This window comes from Streptomyces sp. NPDC044984 (genome assembly GCF_040646935.1).
In the GTDB taxonomy this organism is placed as follows: Bacteria; Actinomycetota; Actinomycetes; order Streptomycetales; family Streptomycetaceae; genus Streptomyces.
In genome coordinates this window covers 111,299-128,618 of sequence record NZ_JBEZBE010000009.1, presented here as the reverse complement: position 1 = coordinate 128,618, position 17,320 = coordinate 111,299, and the positions used below count along the sequence as shown (strand labels likewise).

Sequence of the window (17,320 nt, the reverse complement as noted above, 5' to 3'; positions counted from 1 at the left end):
TCATCTCGATCATGCGCGCACCGTCCCACGCGGTCGGACGGCCGCGCAGCCTCTTCAGCCCGAATTCAGCTCTTCCGGTGGCCTATCAGCCGCGGCTTCGGCTCCAGGCCGTCCAGGCCGTGCCAGGCCAGGTTGACCAGATGGGCCGCCACCTCCGCCTTCTTCGGCTTGCGCACGTCCAGCCACCACTGGCCCGTCAGCGCCACCATCCCGACCAGGGCCTGCGCGTACAGCGGCGCCAGCTTCGGGTCGAAGCCGCGGCTCTTGAACTCGCGGCCCAGGATGTCCTCCACCTGGGTGGCGATGTCCGAGATCAGCGAGGCGAAGGAACCCGTCGACTGGGGGATGGGGGAGTCACGGACCAGGATGCGGAAACCGTCCGTGTACTCCTCGATGTAGTCCAGGAGCGCGAACGCGGCCTGCTCGCACAGCTCACGCGGATGGCCGGCCGTCAGCGAGCCCGTCACCATGTCCAGCAGACGCCGCATCTCGCGGTCCACCACCACCGCGTACAGGCCCTCCTTGCCGCCGAAGTGCTCGTACACCACCGGCTTGGAGACCCCGGCCTTCGCCGCGATCTCCTCCACCGACGTGGCCTCGAAGCCCTTCGCCGCGAACAGGGTGCGGCCGATCTCCAGCAGCTGCTGGCGGCGCTCCGCACCGGTCATCCGGGTACGGCGGGTGCGCCGCGGTTTCTCGTCGCTCGGGGTGCTGCTGGAGTCGGTCGCCACGGCGACCATCATGCCGCCTCGACGGACTCCGTCCCCTGCCGGGCGCCGCCTTCCGAGGTGTTACGGCGCGAATCGATACGCGAGCGTGACGGCCACCGCACGTCGTAGGCCCAGCCCAGCTGCTCGAACCAGCGGATCAGCCGGGCGGAGGAGTCCAGCTGCCCGCGCTCCACACCGTGCCGCGCCGAGGTCGGGTCGGCGTGGTGCAGGTTGTGCCAGGACTCACCGCAGGACAGGACCGCCAGCCACCACACGTTGCCCGAACGGTCCCGCGACTTGAAGGGACGCTTGCCGACCGCGTGGCAGATCGAGTTGATCGACCAGGTCACGTGGTGCAGCAGCGCCACCCGCACGAGCGACCCCCAGAAGAACCCGGTGAACGCGCCCCACCACGACATCGTGACCAGGCCGCCGATCAGCGCGGGCAGCGCCAGCGACAGCGCCGTCCACAGGATGAACTGCCGGGAGATCGCCCGCAGCGTCCGGTCCTTGATCAGGTCCGGCGCGTACTTGTCCTGCGGCGTCTGCTCCTCGTCGAACATCCAGCCGATGTGCGCCCACCACAGGCCCTTCATCAGCGCCGGGACCGTCTCCCCGTACTTCCACGGCGAATGCGGGTCGCCCTCGTCGTCGGAGAACTTGTGGTGCTTGCGGTGGTCGGCCACCCACCGCACCAGCGGCCCCTCCACCGCCATCGACCCGGCGATCGCCAGCGCGATCTTCAGCGGCCGCTTCGCCTTGAACGAACCGTGCGTGAAGTGGCGGTGGAAACCGATGGTGATGCCGTGGCAGCCGAGGAAGTAGAAGAAGACCAGCAGACCGAGGTCCAGCCAGCTCACCCCCCACCCCCACGCCAGCGGCACCGCGGCCACCAGCGCCAGGAAGGGGACGGTGATGAAGAGCAGCAGCGTGATCTGCTCGATGGAGCGCTTGCGCTCACCGCCCAGCGTGGCGGAGGGCGCCGCGTCGTCGGACCCGGGTTGTTTCGGAGCTTCGTGCAGCACGTCGGAGCCTGAGGTCATGCGTGTCCCCTGTGGGGTATGTGGACTGAGGGTGGGTGCCGAGCCGCCGGAAACGCACTGTATACCTACGCTTCCGTAACCTACGGCAACGTAAGTATGGCAGTGCGTAGCCCGGCGGCAAGAGCCCGTGAGCCTGCGCGTCCGGGTCGACACCTATCCTTGAAGTCGGTCGGACAGCGCGGTCCGCTCTGATTTCTTCCCGGACGTCCGGCCCGCAAGCGGCGCACGCCGCGCGAGACGCCGTCCGGGTTCCCTCCCAGACGAGCTTCAACACTGCAAGGAGCCGCACCTGTGAGCAGTGCCGACGACCAGACCACCACGACGAGCAGCGAGCTGCGCGCCGACATCCGCCGACTGGGCGACCTCCTGGGCGAGACCCTGGTCCGGCAGGAGGGCCCGGAGCTGCTCGACCTCGTCGAGAAGGTGCGCCGACTCACCCGTGAGGACGGCGAGGCCGCCGCCGAGCTGCTGCGGGGCACCGAACTGCAGACCGCGGCCAAGCTGGTCCGCGCCTTCTCCACCTACTTCCACCTCGCCAACGTCACCGAGCAGGTACACCGCGGCCGCGAACTGCGCGCCCGCCGCGCCGCCGAGGGCGGACTGCTCTCCCGCACCGCCGACCGCCTCAAGGACGCCGACCCCGAGCACCTGCGCGAGACGGTCCGCAACCTCAACATCCGGCCCGTCTTCACCGCGCACCCCACCGAGGCCGCCCGCCGCTCCGTCCTCAACAAGCTCCGCCGGATCGCCGCCCTCCTCGACACCCCGGTCATCGCCTCCGACCGGCGCCGCCTGGACACCCGGCTCGCCGAGAACATCGACCTCGTCTGGCAGACCGACGAACTGCGCGTGGTCCGCCCCGAACCCGCCGACGAGGCCCGCAACGCCATCTACTACCTCGACGAGCTGCACGCCGGCGCCGTCGGCGACGTCCTGGAGGACCTCACCGCCGAGCTGGAGCGCGTCGGCGTCCACCTCCCCGACGACACCCGCCCCCTCACCTTCGGCACCTGGATCGGCGGCGACCGCGACGGCAACCCCAACGTCACCCCCCAGGTCACCTGGGACGTCCTCATCCTCCAGCACGAACACGGCATCAACGACGCCCTGGAGATGATCGACGAACTGCGCGGCTTCCTCTCCAACTCCATCCGCTACACGGGCGCGACGGAGGAGCTGCTGGCCTCCCTCCAGGCCGACCTCGACGCCCTCCCCGAGATCAGCCCCCGCTACAAGCGGCTCAACGCCGAGGAGCCCTACCGGCTCAAGGCCACCTGCATCCGGCAGAAGCTGGAGAACACCAAGCTCCGCCTCGCCAAGGGCACCCCCCACGAGCCCGGCCGCGACTACCTCGGCACCGGCGAACTCCTCGCCGACCTGCGCATCATCCAGGCCTCCCTGCGCGAACACCGCGGCGGCCTCTTCGCCGACGGCCGCCTCGCCCGGGTGATCCGCACCCTGGCCGCCTTCGGCCTCCAGCTCGCCACCATGGACGTACGCGAACACGCCGACGCCCACCACCACGCCCTCGGCCAGCTGTTCGACCGGCTCGGCGAGGAGTCGTGGAGGTACGCGGACATGCCCCGCGAGTACCGCTCCAAGCTCCTCGCCAAGGAACTGCGCAGCAGGCGCCCGCTCGCCCCCACCCCGGCGCCCGTCGACGCCGCCGGCGAGAAGACCCTCGGCGTCTTCCAGACCGTCAAGCGGGCCCTGGAGGTCTTCGGACCCGAGGTCGTCGAGTCCTACATCATCTCCATGTGCCAGGGCGCCGACGACGTCTTCGCCGCCGCCGTCCTCGCCCGCGAGGCCGGACTGATCGACCTGCACGCCGGCTGGGCGAAGATCGGCATCGTGCCCCTGCTGGAGACCACCGACGAGCTCAAGGCCGCCGACACCATCCTCGAGGACATGCTCGCCGACCCCTCCTACCGGCGCCTCGTCGCCCTGCGGGGCGACGTCCAGGAGGTCATGCTCGGCTACTCCGACTCCTCCAAGTTCGGCGGCATCACCACCAGCCAGTGGGAGATCCACCGCGCGCAGCGGCGCCTGCGCGACGTCGCCCACCGCTACGGCGTACGGCTCAGGCTGTTCCACGGCCGCGGCGGCACCGTCGGCCGCGGCGGCGGCCCCACCCACGACGCCATCCTCGCCCAGCCCTGGGGCACCCTCGAGGGCGAGATCAAGGTGACCGAGCAGGGCGAGGTCATCTCCGACAAGTACCTCATCCCGGCCCTCGCCCGGGAGAACCTGGAACTGTCCGTCGCGGCCACCCTCCAGGCGTCCGCCCTGCACACCGCACCCCGCCAGTCCGACGAGGCCCTCGCCCGCTGGGACGCCGCCATGGACGTCGTCTCCGACGCCGCCCACACGGCCTACCGGAGACTCGTCGAGGACCCCGACCTGCCGACGTACTTCCTGGCCTCCACGCCCGTCGACCAGCTCGCCGACCTGCACCTGGGCTCGCGGCCCTCCCGCCGCCCCGGCTCGGGCGTCTCGCTCGACGGACTGCGCGCCATCCCGTGGGTGTTCGGCTGGACCCAGTCCCGGCAGATCGTCCCCGGCTGGTTCGGTGTCGGCTCCGGCCTCAAGGCCCTGCGCGAGGCCGGCCTCGACACCGTGCTCGACGAGATGCACCAGCAGTGGCACTTCTTCCGCAACTTCATCTCCAACGTCGAGATGACCCTCGCCAAGACGGACCTGCGCATCGCCCAGCACTACGTCGACACCCTCGTCCCCGACGAGCTCAAGCACGTCTTCGACACCATCAAGGCCGAACACGAACTCACCGTCGCCGAGGTCCTGCGCGTCACCGGCGAACAGGAACTCCTCGACGCCGACCCGGTCCTCAAGCAGACCTTCACCATCCGCGACGCCTACCTGGACCCGATCTCCTACCTCCAGGTGGCCCTCCTCAAGCGCCAGCGCGACGCCGCCGGCGCCGGCGAACAGCCCGACCCGCTGCTCTCCCGCGCCCTGCTGCTCACCGTCAACGGTGTCGCGGCCGGCCTGCGCAACACCGGCTGACCTGCCGGAAAGAAGGGGTGCCCCCGGCCGTACGAGGCCGGGGGCACCCCTTCGTCCTGCACGGCTTCGTCCTACACGGCCAGGAAAGCCGCGGTGAGCAGGGCCACCCCGGACAGCGCCATCACCCACGCCGCCCGCGTCCGCAGCAGACCGCCGGCCACGACGACCGACGCGAGCAGCAGCGCGCCGCCCAACGGAACCCACGCGTAGAGGATCCCGGCGGGACCCGAGCGGACGGCGTCCGTGCCGCCCGGCTTCAGCACCACCGGGTACGTCCGCCCCTCCGCCACGGCCACCGAGTCCTCCAGCACGACCTCCGCGCGCGGCTGCGACCCCGGCGACAGCGGCGCGTACGGCCCCGTGCACGTCGTCGCGCCGCACCGCGTCACCTCCACCGTGCCGCGCTCACGCCCCTTCGTCAGCATCGCGTGCTGCGCCGTACCCCACGACGCCCACACACCCGCGATCAGGATCAGCACGACGACCGTGCCCATCACCGCGAACCGGCCGAACCGCAGGGCGGTGGAGCCGGGGGAGGAGCGGACCGCAGAAGGCATGGCCGAGATCCTTGGCCATAACCTTGCGGTCGGTCAACTCCGGTGGGCTCCGACGAGCCCCGGCAGAGGGACGAGCCAACCGGTGCGCCCCTCAGCACGTCACGAGTTGTACGTCCCCTGCGCCCGCTCCAGCCCCTCGATCACCAGACACTCCACCGCGTCCGCCGCCCGGTCCACGAAGTAGTCCAGCTCCTTGCGCTCCGCCGACGAGAAGTCCTTCAGCACGAAGTCCGCCACCTGCATCCGACCCGGCGGCCGCCCGATCCCGAACCGCACCCGGTGGTACTCCCGCCCGAACGCCTTCGTCAGCGACTTCAGCCCGTTGTGACCGTTGTCCCCGCCACCCAGCTTCAGCCGCAGCGTCCCGTAATCGATGTCCAGCTCGTCATGGACCGCGACCACCCGCTCCGCCGGCACCTTGTAGAACTCCCGCAGCGCGTTCACCGGCCCGCCCGACAGATTCATGTACGACATCGGCTTCGCCAGGACCACCCGCCGGCCGGCGGGCCCCGGCGGACCGATCCGCCCCTCCACCACCTGCGCCTGAGCCTTGCCGGCCCGCTTGAACCGGCCCCCCGTCCGCTCCGCCAGCAGATCCGCCACCATGAACCCCACGTTGTGGCGGTTCATCGCGTACTCCGGCCCCGGATTGCCCAGCCCCACGATCAGCCAGGGACCCGCCGCACCGGCCGCCGCATCCGTCGTCACGTCCATGTCTCCTTCATACGCGTCGGCCGCTGCCCCGTACGGGAACAGCGGCCGACGAAACGACGACTCGGAACGAGGATCAGGCCTCGGCGGCCTCTGCGCCCTCGCCCTCGGCACCCTCGGCGGGCGCCTCCTCCGCCTGCGCGGCCAGCACCTGGATGACCACCGCGTCCTCCTCGACGGCCAGCTTGGTGCCCTTCGGGAGGGTGACGTCCTTGGCGAGGACGGAGGCACCGGCCTCCAGACCCTCCACGGAGACGGTCACGCTCTCCGGGATGTGCGTGGCCTCGGCCTCGACCGGCAGCGCGGCCAGCACGTGCTCCAGCAGGTAACCACCCGGCGCCAGCTCACCCTCGGTCTGCACCGGGATCTCGACCTGGACGGTCTCGCCGCGCTGCACCAGCTGCAGGTCCACGTGCTCCAGGAAGCCCTTCAGCGGGTCGCGCTGCACGGCCTTCGGGATCGCCAGCTCGTTCGACGTGCCGTCGATGTCCAGCGCGATCAGCACGTTCGGCGTACGCAGCGCGAGCAGCAGCTCGTGGCCCGGAAGGGTCAGGTGCAGCGGGTCCGAACCGTGCCCGTACAGCACACCCGGAACCTTGTTGTCACGACGGATACGGCGCGCGGCACCCTTGCCGAACTCGGTGCGCGTCGCGGCGGAGATCTTCACCTCGGACATGGTCACTCCTCGAAGTCAGAAACGGACGTGGTCACCCGGCCACGAACGGCCTGCTACGAAGAGCGCGTCGATAACGGACCGCCGAAACCGCCTCGGAAAAGCGGAACGGCCTCCCTCGCCGAGCAACTCGGACAGTCTACTCGGACCAGGAGGCCGCACCCAAAACGATCATCGGGAGACCCGGTGCAGAACCCTTACTGCACACGCTGTGCGGGTCTACCGCACCCGCCTACTGCTCGTCGAACAGGCTCGTCACCGAACCGTCCTGGAACACCTCACGCGCCGCACGCGCGATCGTCGGCGCGATCGACAGCACTTTGATCTTGTCCAGCGACTCGCTCAGCTCCCCCGGCGTCGGCAGCGTGTTCGTGAACACGAACTCACTCACCCGCGAGTTCTTCAACCGGTCCGCCGCCGGACCCGACAGCACACCGTGCGTCGCCGTCACGATCACGTCCTCCGCACCGTGCGCGAACAACGCGTCCGCCGCGGCACAGATCGTGCCACCCGTGTCGATCATGTCGTCGACCAGGACGCAGATGCGCCCCTTCACGTCACCCACGACCTCGTGCACCGTGACCTGGTTCGCCACGTCCTTGTCCCGCCGCTTGTGCACGATCGCCAGCGGCGCGCCCAGCCGGTCGCACCAACGGTCCGCCACCCGCACACGGCCCGCGTCCGGAGACACCACCGTCAGCTTCGAACGGTCCACCTTCGCACCCACGTAGTCCGCGAGCAGCGGCAGCGCGAAGAGATGGTCGACGGGCCCGTCGAAGAAGCCCTGGATCTGATCCGTGTGCAGATCCACGGCCAGCAGCCGGTCCGCACCCGCCGTCTTCATCAGATCAGCGATCAGACGCGCCGAGATCGGTTCACGACCCCGGTGCTTCTTGTCCTGCCGCGCGTAACCGTAGAACGGCACGATGACCGTGATGGACCTGGCCGACGCACGCTTCAGCGCGTCGATCATGATCAACTGCTCCATGATCCACTTGTTGATCGGAGCGGTGTGGCTCTGGATCAGGAAACAGTCGGCACCACGAGCCGACTCCTGATACCGCACATAGATCTCGCCATTGGCGAAGTCGAAGGCCTTCGTCGGCACGACCCCGACATCCAGCTGTTGGGCGACCTCCTCGGCAAGCTCGGGGTGGGCGCGGCCGGAGAAGAACATCATCTTCTTCTCGCCGGTCGTCTTGATCCCGGTCACAGCACAATCTCCTCAGAGGTGTCGCAGCTGGTGGCGGTGCGGAAGTGCACTTATCACGGTACGCCCTGTTCGAGAGGACCGAATCCGGTCAGTCCTCGCCGGCCGGCTCCCGGGAAGCCGCCTCCGCCGCCTTCGCGGCAGCACTCCCCGGACGCTTACGAGCCACCCAACCCTCGATGTTCCGCTGCTGGCCACGGGCCACGGCCAGCGAACCCGGCGGCACATCCTTCGTGATCACCGACCCGGCAGCCGTGTAAGCCCCGTCCCCGACCGTGACAGGCGCCACAAACATGTTGTCCGAACCGGTCCGACAGTGCGATCCGACCGTCGTGTGATGTTTGTCCTGCCCGTCGTAATTGACGAACACGCTCGCCGCACCGATGTTCGAGAACTCACCGATCGTCGCATCCCCCACATACGACAGATGCGGAACCTTCGTCCCCTCACCGATCGACGCGTTCTTCGTCTCCACGTACGTACCGACCTTGGCCTTGCGCGCCAGCCGCGACCCCGGCCGCAGATACGCGTACGGGCCCACACTCGCCTCGGGACCCACCTCGGCACCCACCGCCACCGCGTTGTCCACCCGCGCCCCCGCACCCACCCGCGTGTCCGTCAACCGCGAATTGGGCCCGACCTCACACCCCTCGGCCAGATGCGTCGCCCCGTGCAACTGCGTCCCCGGGTGAACGACCACGTCCTGCTCGAACGACACGCTGACATCGACCCACGTCGTCGCCGGGTCGACCACCGTGACCCCGGACAACATGGCCTCCGTCAGCAACCGGTCGTTGAGGATCCGCCGCGCCTCGGACAACTGCACCCGGTTGTTGATCCCCGCGATCTCCCGGTGGTCCCCCGCCACCGACGCACCCACCCGGTGCCCCGCCCCACGCAGGATCCCGAGCACGTCCGTCAGGTACTCCTCACCCTGACTGTTGTCCGTCCGCACCCTCTTCAGCGCGTCCGCCAGCAGCACCCCGTCGAACGCGAACACACCCGAGTTGATCTCCCGGATCGCCCGCTGCGCCTCGGACGCGTCCTTGTGCTCCACGATCGCCGTCACGGCACCGCTGTCGTCCCGCACGATCCGCCCGTAACCGGTCGCGTCCGGCACCTCGGCCGTCAGCACCGTCACCGCGTTGCCGTCGGCGGAGTGCGTGGCCGACAGCCGCCGCAGCGTCTCACCCGTCAGCAGCGGGGTGTCACCACACACGACGACCACGGTCCCGTCCACGGAACCGCCCAGCTCCTCCAGCCCCATCCGCACGGCGTGCCCGGTGCCGTTCTGCTCCGCCTGCACGGCGGTACGCACGTCAGGGGCGATCTCGGCGAGATGTGCGGTCACCTTCTCGCGGGCGTGCCCCACGACGACGACCAGGTTCTCCGGCTCCAGCTCACCGGCTGCGGCGAGCACATGACCCACCAGGGAACGGCCACAGATGTCGTGCAGGACCTTCGGTGTGGCCGACTTCATACGGGTGCCCTCACCCGCTGCGAGAACGACGACGGCTGCCGGGCGATTGGTGCTCACGGGATGCCCTTCGGCTGTGATGGGGAGGGGGGTGACAACCGCAGGATACCGGGGGTGTTTGTGGGGGACATGAGAGCGGGCCCTGACCGGGGTGACCGGTCAGGGCCCGAACACGCGTGATGTGTGCTGTGAGCTCCCGGGGAAGGAATCGAACCCTCATTCAAGAGACCAAAACTCTTTGTCCTACCATTAGACGACCCGGGATGGTTTACGCGCTATGTCCGATTCTCTAGATCGGTCGCGGGTGCAGCCCCTACTATGCCGTACCAAGCGCCCTCCATGCGACGGTACAGGTCTGCACTTTGGCGGACATAAATCGCAAGGCAGCCACGGTACGTCTCACCAGTGTTCTTGCGGACGGTTCGCGGATTGTGCTTTTTCAGTGTGGCCTTGCTGAAAGCGGAAACGTCGACGCCGACGATGTCGGCCCAGTAGTTCTCCGCTTCCTGTACGTCGGCACGTTCGTGGATGCAGACCCGGATTGTCAGGCGGTCTCGGGGTACCTCCAGCAGCTCCAGCCAGCGCAGGAAGAGTCTGATGACGTTGGGGTCGCTGTTGATGAACTGGAGCACCTCACTGCGGCGGTACGGCTTCGACTTGGCTCCCTCGGCCCAGTAGAGGGCCACCCCGGCGATGAACAACTCCCGCGCGGACAGCTCGCCGATGGCTGCAGCTTCTGCCTCCCTTGTGGCTGTCCGGTCGCGGTCTTGGGAGGCGCGCAACCGGGCAAGCCCAGCGTTCATGCGGGCTCGTTGCTCCTCGGGTGTGTGCTTGGGTTCCGGGTGGGGCAGGTCGCGCACCCAAAGTGATACCGAGCTTTTGGAGCAGCCCAACTCGGCCTGAATCTGGTTGTACGTCCAGCCCTGGAGGCGCAGCTCCCGTGCCTTCTCCCGGAGGTCGTCCTTGGCGTTGGGGCGTTTCGTCCAGGCCGGCGGAGGTTCCCCCTTCACCAGTTGGTTGAGGATGTCGTTGTTGTAGATCCTCAGCTCGTCGCGGATCTGGCGGAGGCTGTAGCCCGCCCGTCGCAGGGCCACCGCCTGTTCCCGCAGCCTCTCGAAGTCGGCGTATGTGCCGGGTGCATGTGTCACACGCATACCGTCCGGGCGGAATGGTCGGTTCCTCTCTCGAACGGTGTCCGATTCAGCAGTTCGAGGGATTTCGGGCCGTATGGCATGCGAACGGTCACCCCGTGTGGTGTGATCCGGACGTGGAAACTCGTCGGAAAAGCGGCGCCGTGCGCCCGTAGGCTGGACGCATGACCACGACGGGGGAAGAGCGTGTGACGGCCCGGGGAGGGCCGTGGTGGTGGGACAGGCGGCGTAGTGCCGTGCTGGATGTGGGGCTCGCGGTGGTGTCCGCGGTGGAGTGCGGGCTGGAGGGGATCCCGTTCGCGTGGGAGGCGGGGATTCCGGCCGGCGTGGGGGCCGTTTTCGGGGTGCTCGCCGGTTCGGTGCTGCTGGTGCGGCGGAAGTGGCCGATCGCGGTGGTGCTGGTGGCGATCGCGGTGACGCCGGCGGCGATGGGTTTCCTGATGGGCGTCGTGGGCCTGTACTCGCTGGCCGCGTCCGAGGTGCCGCGGCGGATCATCGCGTCGCTGGCGGGCATGCAGTCGGTGGGTGTGCTCATCGTGATGTTCGTGCGGATGCGGCAGAACCTGGCGCGGGGGGATGTGGAGGTCGGGGACTGGATCGTGCCGTTCGCGTCGATCACGACGGCGATCGGGGTGACGGCGCCGCCGTTGTTGCTGGGGCTGTACGTGGGGGCGCGGCGGCGGTTGATGGAGAGTCTGCGGGAGCGGGCGGACAGTCTGGAGCGGGAGCTCCAGTTGCTCGCGGAGCGGGCGGAGGAGCGGGCGGAGTGGGCGCGGGGTGAGGAGCGGACGCGGATCGCCCGTGAGATGCATGACGTGGTGGCGCACCGGGTGAGTCTGATGGTGGTGCACGCGGCGGCGTTGCAGGCGGTGGCGCGGAAGGATCCGGAGAAGGCCGTGAAGAACGCTGCTCTGGTGGGGGACATGGGGCGGCAGGCGTTGACGGAGTTGCGGGAGATGCTGGGGGTGCTGCGCTCGGGTGGGGACGGGGGGCAGCGGCGGGAGCGGGCGTCGGTGCCGTTGGCGGCGGTGGGGGTGGCTGCTGCGGTGGCTGCGTCGCGGGCGGTGGATGAGGCGGAGGGGCCGTGTCTGTCGGAGATCGAGGAGTTGGTGGGGCAGTCGGCGGCGGCGGGGATGGTGGTCGATCTGTCGGTGGTGGGGGAGGCGCGGTCGTGTGCGCGGGAGGTGGAGTCGACGGCTTATCGGGTGGTGCAGGAGGCGTTGACGAACGTGCACAAGCATGCGGCGGGTGCGAAGACGTATGTGCGTCTGGCGTACCGGGTGTCGGAGATCGCGATGCAGGTGGAGAACGAGCCGCCGCCGGAGGCGGCGTCGTCGGCGGGGTTGCCGTCGGGGGGGAACGGTCTGGTGGGGATGAAGGAGCGGGTGTCGGCGCTGGGTGGGGTGTTCGTGTCGGGGCCGACGGACGCGGGGGGTTTTCGGGTGTCGGCGGTGATTCCGGCGGCGTAGTCCGGTCGTCCTGTCGTGTTCAGCCGGCGGTGAGGCGGGTGGGCTGTATGCCGGAGACGAGGGTGGCGAGGGCGTGGTCGATGTCGGGGCCGAGGTACCAGTCGCCGGTGTGGTCGAGGGCGTAGACGCGGCCTTGGGCGTCGATGGCGAGGAGGGCCTGGGTGTCGGTTTCGGCGCCGAGGGGGCAGACCTCGGTGTCGAGGGCGCGGCCGAGGTCGCCGAGGGTGCGGGCGAGGTGGAGGCCGTGGAGGGGGTCGAGGTGCAGGGTCGCGGGGGCGATCTGGCGGCCGGGGCCGCCGGGGGTCACGTGGAGGCCGCCGAATTCGGCCCAGGCTTCGACGGCGGCGGGGAAGACGGTGTGGCGGTGTCCTGCGGGTGAGGTGTGGTCGCGGAGGGTGTCGGCCCAGATTTCCGCTTGTTTGATGTCCCAGCGTCCGGGTTGCCAGCCGGCGGCGCGCAGGGCTGCGTCGACGGGTACGGCGAAGCGGGTGGTGGAGGTGCGGTCGGTGTGCATCTGCTCTTCGTCTTCGTCTTCGTTCGTCGAGGTCGTGGGTGGTGCGGGGCCGGGGTCAGCCGTTGGTGGCGGGGTCGACCATGCGGACGCCGAAGTGGGCGGTGAGTGCGGTGCAGGCGCGGCAGGGGGTGGCGTAGGCGCCGTGGAGGGGGTCGCCGTCCTCGCGGATGCGGCGGGTGGTGAGTTTGGCGTTCTTGAGGGTTTTGCGGGCTTCGCCGTTGGTCATGGGTTTGCGTGCGGCGCGTTTGCTGCGGGCGGCGTCGGCGGTGGTGATGTGCCGGGAGATGAGGATGGTCTCGGCGCAGCGGCCGGTGAAGCGGTCGCGTTGGTCGCTGGTGAGGGTGTCGAGGAAGTCCTGGACGAGGGGGTGGAGGGCGGGGGGTGTGTCGCCGCGGGCGGCGGTGCAGGTGAGGGTGGTGCCGCGGACGGAGAGGGCCGCGGCGATGGTGGGCAGGATGCCGTCGCGGCGGTGGTGGAGGGTGGGGGCGTGGGCGGTGTCGGTGGCGCTCCAGCCGACGCGGGGGTCACCGGAGCGAGGGTCGCCGGTTGGGCCGCTGTGCGGCCCCGTCTGCGTCACGTTCATGATCATCATCCCCTCCCGAGCATCCCCCCGGAGGTCACAGAGTGCCAAACGGCGTGGCTGATGCGGAAGCTGGGGCGGGGTGACACGCCCGGGTTTGGGCGGGCTGTCACGGGAGGGTGACGGCTGGTCACGGAAGCGGAGGGGTGGATGACCGGCGCCGGTGACCGGTGTCGTCGTACCGCATAGGCTGTCGGCAACCGCGATCCATGCGGTGATCCGCGCGGTTGGGTGTGCGGGCGCCGTGGGGGTCGTGGTGGTGAGCAGTCGAGACAGACGTGACAGTCGAACACGTTCCGTAGTGGTCCGGAGGCGGGCGGTGCGGGACGTACAGAGTGCCGCAGGGGGCAACCGCCATGACGACAGGTCGGCTCGGGCTGGGTGTGCCTCCCGGCCGCCAGGCCGGGGGACAAGCCGCGCCGCCGAACGCGGCCTATGCCGGGCAGGTCGTGCACTTCCCGGATCCGGTGCGGGCGGCACGTCACCCGAGAGGGGTACGGGTGGACGAGCGCGGATACCCGGACTTCTCGCCCTACGCGCGTGCGGCCGCGGAGGTGGCGGAGCCGCCGGGGGGTTTCGGCGTCGACGAGTTGCGGTTGACGGACTACGTGTCGGCGAACGCGGCGTTGGCGGCGAGCGGTCACGAGCTGTGGGACACGGTGCCGGCGGTGGCGACGCCGCACGGGTGGACGTGGCACCACGTGGTGGGGTCGCGGCGGCTGGAGCTGGTGCCGGTCGAGGTGAAGGCGCTGCTGCGGCATCACGGTGGGGTGGCGACGTCGGCGGTGGACCACGGCAAGCGGGGCACGCGGCCGTTGCAGGAGACGCGGCCGGCGCATTTCGGGCTGCCGAAGTCGGGTGTGGCGGTGACGGAGTCGCAGGTCCTGGGTGTGGAGGAGGACCTCGGGTACCGGTTGCCGGGTGCGTACCGGTCGTTCCTGAAGGCGGCGGGCGGTTGCGCGCCGGTGGGGACGGCGTTGGACGCGGAGCTGGGGCTGCTGGTGGACCAGCCGTTCTTCACGGTGCGGGACGAGGCGGCGGTCAACGACCTCGTGTACGTGAACAAGTGTCTGCGTGACCATCTGACCAAGGACTATCTGTGCGTCGCTTTCGTGCAGGGTGGTCTGCTGGCCGTGAAGGTGCGGGGTGAGCGGCAGGGTTCGGTGTGGTTCTGCGCGTACGACGACGCGCGGGACGTGGATCCGTCGTGGTCGCCGGCCGAGCGGGTGGAGCGGCTGTTGTTGTCGTGCGGGGACGATTTCGATGTGTTCCTGTCCCGGTTGGCGGGGTCTCCGCCGGAGCTGGAGACGGTGGCGAATCTGATGGTGGACGGTGGGTTCGCGCGTGCCGTTCCGGTTTCTTCCGCGGGGGAGTGAGCTTCGGCGATGGTGACGTTCGCGCAGGCGCAGGAGCGCGCGGAGGAGTGGGTCAACGGGGAGGTGCCGGCGTATCAGCACCGTGAGGTGCGGGTGCGGGAGTTCGGCCTCGGGTTCGTGGTGTGGGCGGAGGACCGGGCGGACGGGCCCCGTTCGGACGGGGGTGCGCAGCGGCTGGTGATCGCCCGGGGCAGTGGTGAGGCGACGCTGTGGCCGGCGTTGCCGGTGGGTGAGGTGATCCGCCGGTACGAGGAGGAGTACGGCCGTGACGATTCGGCGTCCGAGCCGGTGCCGGCGCCTGCGGCGCGGGTGGATCTGAACCAGACCTCGTTCTTGTTGAGTCCGCCGGAGTGGTTGCAGGAGGCGGCGGACCGGCTGGGGATTCCGGACCGTCGGGGGGAGGGCTCGGGGGCGGGTGCGTCTGCGGGTTCGGCCGGCGGTTCGGATTCGGAGTCGGGTTCGGGTGCAGGATCTGCTTCGGGGACGGGGGGTGCGGCCGCCGGTTCTCCGGGGGCGGGTTCCGGTCCGGGGGCTTCCGTGCCGGGTGCGGCTGCCGGGGCGGGGAGTGGTGCCGTGTGGCCCGCTGCCGGGGGAAGTGGTTCTCCCGCGGGGGCCGGTGTGCCGGCCGGGGCGACTCCGTGGGCCGGTACGGACACCAACGCCGATGCCGGTGAGGACCGTTCCGTGCCGCTGCCGGAGACCGTGTTCGCGCCGCAGTTGAGCGAGTCCGGTGACGACGCTCCGCCGCCCGTGGCTCCGCCGGAGGCGAAGACGGCGCTGATGTCGGGCGGCAGCGGGCTTCCGCCGACGGCCGTCGCGCCGGCGGTCCAGGATTCCGGTGCGCCGCAGGGAGCGCCGGGTGCGCCGCCGTCCACGCGGGGCGGTGCGCCGTACGGTCATCCGCACGGGCCCGGTGGTGCGCCCACGCCTCCGCCGGCCGGTGCGGGTGCGCCTACGCCTCCGCCGGCCGGTGCGGGTGCGCCTATGCCTCCGCCGGCCGGTGCGGGTGCGCCCACGCCTCCGCCGGCTGGTCCGGGTGCGCCCACGCCTCCGCCGGCCGGTGCGGATGTGCCGGAGCGGCCGCTCGCGCCGAACGCCGGGGACATCGCGGACGCCGCGACCAGCAAGGCGACTCCGCCTCCGCGGCGCGGCTCGGGCGCGGCGACCCCGCCTCCTCCGGGCGCCCCCGGGACCCCGGGTGCGCGTCCGGGCGGTACGCCCGCGCCGCCGTCCGCTCCGGCGGGCGGGTACGTGCCGACGCAGATGGTGCCGCCGCTCAGCCCCGACGGGCCGGGGGCGCCGGGTGGTTCGACCCCGCCGCCCGGGACGCCGACCCCGCCTCCGCCGCCCGGTGGTGTCCACCATGCGGCGACGATGCTCGCGGGCCCGGGAGGCATGGGCCCGGGCGGCCCCGGCGCGCCCCAGCCTCCGGGACCGCCCGGCGTCCCGGGTGCTCCCGGGGCCCCTCAGCCGCCTGGTGCCCCTGGCGCGCCTGGTGTTCCGGGTGCTTCTCGGCCTCCCGGTCCTCCCGGCGTCCCGGGTGCCCCCGGGACCCCGCAGCCGCCGGTTCCGCCCGGTGCTCCCGGTTCGGCCGGAGGCGGGCGCGGGCCCGTGCATCACGCGGAGACCGTGCTGGCCGCGCCGCCGGTGGCCGGGCCCGGTATGCCTCCGCCCCCGGCGCCCCCGGGCATGCCCGGCGGTGCTCCGCCGATGCCGCCCGGCGGGATGCCCCCCGGTACGCCCGCGCCCGGGATCCCCGTGCCGGGGCAGCCGCCGGCGTACGGCTATCCGCAGCCGCCCGCCGGTCAGCCGACCGTCGGCCCCGGCTACCAGGCCGTGCTGCGCTACCGCGCGCAGGACGGTTCCGAGCAGCAGTTGATCCGGCGTTCGGCGCCGGGTACGCCGCACCCGGAGTGGCAGATCTTCCACGAGCTGCGCGCCATGAACGTGCCGCCGGACCAGGTGCTGGAGCTGCACACCGAGCTGGAGTCGTGCGAGCTGCCGGGTGCGTACTGCGCGCGGATGATCCGTGAGCAGTGGCCGCAGGCGCGGATCACGTCCATCGCTCCGTACGGCACGGATCACGCGAGCCGGCAGCAGGGCATGGGGCAGCTGCTGGCCCACCAGGGTGAGTTGCACCAGGTGGCGGACGGTCCGGCGCGCCCCGCGCCGGTGCGTGCGCCGATTCCGCCGGTGCCGCCGGTGCCGCCGGTTCCGCCGGAGGCGATCGCGCAGGAGCTGGCGGGGGCGTTCGGTCCGGGTGTGTTCCGGTTCGAGCAGGCGGCGGTGTCCCGACAGGGTGTGCCGCCGGTCGTGGCGCACACCCTGGTGGTGGCGGGGCTGCCGTTGGACATGGGTCCGTTCTTCTGGGCGCAGGCCCAGCCGGGCCGGCCGGTGCCGACGCTGGCGGAGCTGGCGGCGGAGCGGGGTGTGCAGCCGGCCTCGGACGCGGGTTCGTACCTGGTGATGGGCAGTGACTTCGGCAAGGCGATCTGTGTGCAGTACGGCACGGCGAACATCGTCGCGGTGCCGGTGGAGGCCGGGCCGGGCGGTGTGCCGGTGCCGCCGCAGTTCGTGAACACCGGTCTGCCGGAGTTCGCGCGCTGTCTGGCGCTGCTGGGCCGGATGTGGCGGCTGCGGTTCGGGCTGAACCAGGAGCAGGCGGGCCGCTGGACGGTGGACTTCCAGGCGCAGTTGGCCGCGCTGGACCCGGCGGCGCTGGGTTCGCCGGAGAGCTGGTGGTCGGTGCTGCTGGAGCAGATGTGGGACGGGCTGCTCTGACCGGTCGTAGCTGAACCCCGTGTGACGCGAGGAGCCGGGCCAGG

General features: G+C 70.8%; 14 protein-coding genes and 1 tRNA gene. 4 read left to right on the top strand and 11 right to left on the bottom strand.

Annotation, left to right across the window (positions count from 1 at the left end):
• Window positions 1-65: 65 nt before the first annotated feature.
• Both AB0A94_RS12595 and AB0A94_RS12590 read right to left on the bottom strand, forming a co-directional pair.
• Entirely contained in the window at window positions 66-743 is a 678-nt protein-coding gene (locus AB0A94_RS12595; RefSeq protein WP_361742920.1) for a TetR/AcrR family transcriptional regulator, read from the bottom strand.
• Entirely contained in the window at window positions 740-1,753 is a 1,014-nt protein-coding gene (locus AB0A94_RS12590) for a fatty acid desaturase (RefSeq protein ID WP_361742917.1), read from the bottom strand. Before AB0A94_RS12590 ends, AB0A94_RS12595 begins: the two co-directional genes overlap by 4 nt.
• Window positions 1,754-2,044: 291 nt before the next feature.
• On the opposite strand from AB0A94_RS12590, the gene ppc reads away from it, so the two are divergent.
• Window positions 2,045-4,777: a phosphoenolpyruvate carboxylase gene (gene ppc / locus AB0A94_RS12585; RefSeq protein ID WP_361742914.1), complete on the top strand. Its 2,733-nt coding sequence runs from the start codon at window positions 2,045-2,047 to the stop codon at window positions 4,775-4,777.
• A gap of 71 nt (window positions 4,778-4,848) precedes the next feature.
• Here ppc and AB0A94_RS12580 read toward each other — a convergent pair whose 3' ends face one another.
• The 7 genes from AB0A94_RS12580 to AB0A94_RS12550 form a co-directional block, all read right to left on the bottom strand.
• On the bottom strand, window positions 4,849-5,334 hold the full coding sequence (locus AB0A94_RS12580) for a hypothetical protein (protein WP_361742912.1): 486 nt from the start codon (window positions 5,332-5,334) through the stop codon (window positions 4,849-4,851).
• Between the two features lie 99 nt (window positions 5,335-5,433).
• Entirely contained in the window at window positions 5,434-6,048 is a 615-nt protein-coding gene (pth, locus tag AB0A94_RS12575; RefSeq protein ID WP_361742909.1) for an aminoacyl-tRNA hydrolase, read from the bottom strand.
• A 73-nt stretch (window positions 6,049-6,121) separates the two neighbouring features.
• Window positions 6,122-6,721 carry a 50S ribosomal protein L25/general stress protein Ctc gene (locus AB0A94_RS12570; RefSeq protein WP_361742906.1) on the bottom strand — a complete coding sequence of 200 codons (600 nt, stop codon included), beginning with the start codon at window positions 6,719-6,721 and terminating at the stop codon, window positions 6,122-6,124.
• A gap of 229 nt (window positions 6,722-6,950) precedes the next feature.
• The gene (locus AB0A94_RS12565; protein WP_217129796.1) at window positions 6,951-7,931 is read right to left on the bottom strand and encodes a ribose-phosphate diphosphokinase; all 981 of its coding nucleotides are present in this window, start codon (window positions 7,929-7,931) and stop codon (window positions 6,951-6,953) included.
• Between the two features lie 88 nt (window positions 7,932-8,019).
• Window positions 8,020-9,465: a bifunctional UDP-N-acetylglucosamine diphosphorylase/glucosamine-1-phosphate N-acetyltransferase GlmU gene (glmU, locus tag AB0A94_RS12560; RefSeq protein WP_361742903.1), complete on the bottom strand. Its 1,446-nt coding sequence runs from the start codon at window positions 9,463-9,465 to the stop codon at window positions 8,020-8,022.
• 133 nt (window positions 9,466-9,598) lie between these two features.
• Window positions 9,599-9,669: transfer RNA gene (locus AB0A94_RS12555), tRNA-Gln, on the bottom strand.
• A gap of 11 nt (window positions 9,670-9,680) precedes the next feature.
• The gene (locus AB0A94_RS12550; RefSeq protein ID WP_361742901.1) at window positions 9,681-10,559 is read right to left on the bottom strand and encodes a hypothetical protein; all 879 of its coding nucleotides are present in this window, start codon (window positions 10,557-10,559) and stop codon (window positions 9,681-9,683) included.
• 161 nt (window positions 10,560-10,720) lie between these two features.
• On the opposite strand from AB0A94_RS12550, the gene AB0A94_RS12545 reads away from it, so the two are divergent.
• Window positions 10,721-12,025: a histidine kinase gene (locus AB0A94_RS12545; protein ID WP_361742898.1), complete on the top strand. Its 1,305-nt coding sequence runs from the start codon at window positions 10,721-10,723 to the stop codon at window positions 12,023-12,025.
• 19 nt (window positions 12,026-12,044) lie between these two features.
• Here the strand turns inward: AB0A94_RS12545 and AB0A94_RS12540 are convergent, their stop codons facing one another.
• Together AB0A94_RS12540 and AB0A94_RS12535 are read right to left on the bottom strand one after the other, a co-directional pair.
• Window positions 12,045-12,539 (bottom strand): SUKH-3 domain-containing protein, encoded by a 495-nt coding sequence (locus tag AB0A94_RS12540; protein WP_361742895.1) that lies wholly within the window; start codon window positions 12,537-12,539, stop codon window positions 12,045-12,047.
• A gap of 55 nt (window positions 12,540-12,594) precedes the next feature.
• Window positions 12,595-13,122, bottom strand: coding sequence for a YwqJ-related putative deaminase (locus AB0A94_RS12535; RefSeq protein ID WP_361742892.1), 528 nt, complete (start codon window positions 13,120-13,122; stop codon window positions 12,595-12,597).
• Between the two features lie 353 nt (window positions 13,123-13,475).
• Here AB0A94_RS12535 and AB0A94_RS12530 point away from each other — a divergent pair, with 353 nt between their 5' ends.
• Together AB0A94_RS12530 and AB0A94_RS12525 are read left to right on the top strand one after the other, a co-directional pair.
• Window positions 13,476-14,495, top strand: a complete 1,020-nt coding sequence (locus tag AB0A94_RS12530) for an SMI1/KNR4 family protein (RefSeq protein ID WP_361742889.1) — start codon at window positions 13,476-13,478, stop codon at window positions 14,493-14,495.
• A 9-nt stretch (window positions 14,496-14,504) separates the two neighbouring features.
• Entirely contained in the window at window positions 14,505-17,276 is a 2,772-nt protein-coding gene (locus tag AB0A94_RS12525; protein ID WP_361742886.1) for an SUKH-4 family immunity protein, read from the top strand.
• The last annotated feature ends 44 nt before the right edge of the window (window positions 17,277-17,320 follow it).

Excerpts from the sequence above, each read along its gene's own strand:
- AB0A94_RS12595 (WP_361742920.1), bottom strand. The coding sequence starts at position 743 with ATGATGGTCGCCGTGGCGACCGACTCCAGCAGCACCCCGAGCGACGAG.
- AB0A94_RS12590 (WP_361742917.1), bottom strand. The coding sequence starts at position 1,753 with ATGACCTCAGGCTCCGACGTGCTGCACGAAGCTCCGAAACAACCCGGG.
- AB0A94_RS12580 (WP_361742912.1), bottom strand. The coding sequence starts at position 5,334 with ATGCCTTCTGCGGTCCGCTCCTCCCCCGGCTCCACCGCCCTGCGGTTC.
- pth (WP_361742909.1), bottom strand. The coding sequence starts at position 6,048 with ATGGACGTGACGACGGATGCGGCGGCCGGTGCGGCGGGTCCCTGGCTG.
- AB0A94_RS12570 (WP_361742906.1), bottom strand. The coding sequence starts at position 6,721 with ATGTCCGAGGTGAAGATCTCCGCCGCGACGCGCACCGAGTTCGGCAAG.
- AB0A94_RS12550 (WP_361742901.1), bottom strand. The coding sequence starts at position 10,559 with ATGCGTGTGACACATGCACCCGGCACATACGCCGACTTCGAGAGGCTG.
- AB0A94_RS12545 (WP_361742898.1), top strand. The coding sequence starts at position 10,721 with ATGACCACGACGGGGGAAGAGCGTGTGACGGCCCGGGGAGGGCCGTGG.
- AB0A94_RS12540 (WP_361742895.1), bottom strand. The coding sequence starts at position 12,539 with ATGCACACCGACCGCACCTCCACCACCCGCTTCGCCGTACCCGTCGAC.
- AB0A94_RS12535 (WP_361742892.1), bottom strand. The coding sequence starts at position 13,122 with ATGAACGTGACGCAGACGGGGCCGCACAGCGGCCCAACCGGCGACCCT.
- AB0A94_RS12530 (WP_361742889.1), top strand. The coding sequence starts at position 13,476 with ATGACGACAGGTCGGCTCGGGCTGGGTGTGCCTCCCGGCCGCCAGGCC.
- AB0A94_RS12525 (WP_361742886.1), top strand. The coding sequence starts at position 14,505 with ATGGTGACGTTCGCGCAGGCGCAGGAGCGCGCGGAGGAGTGGGTCAAC.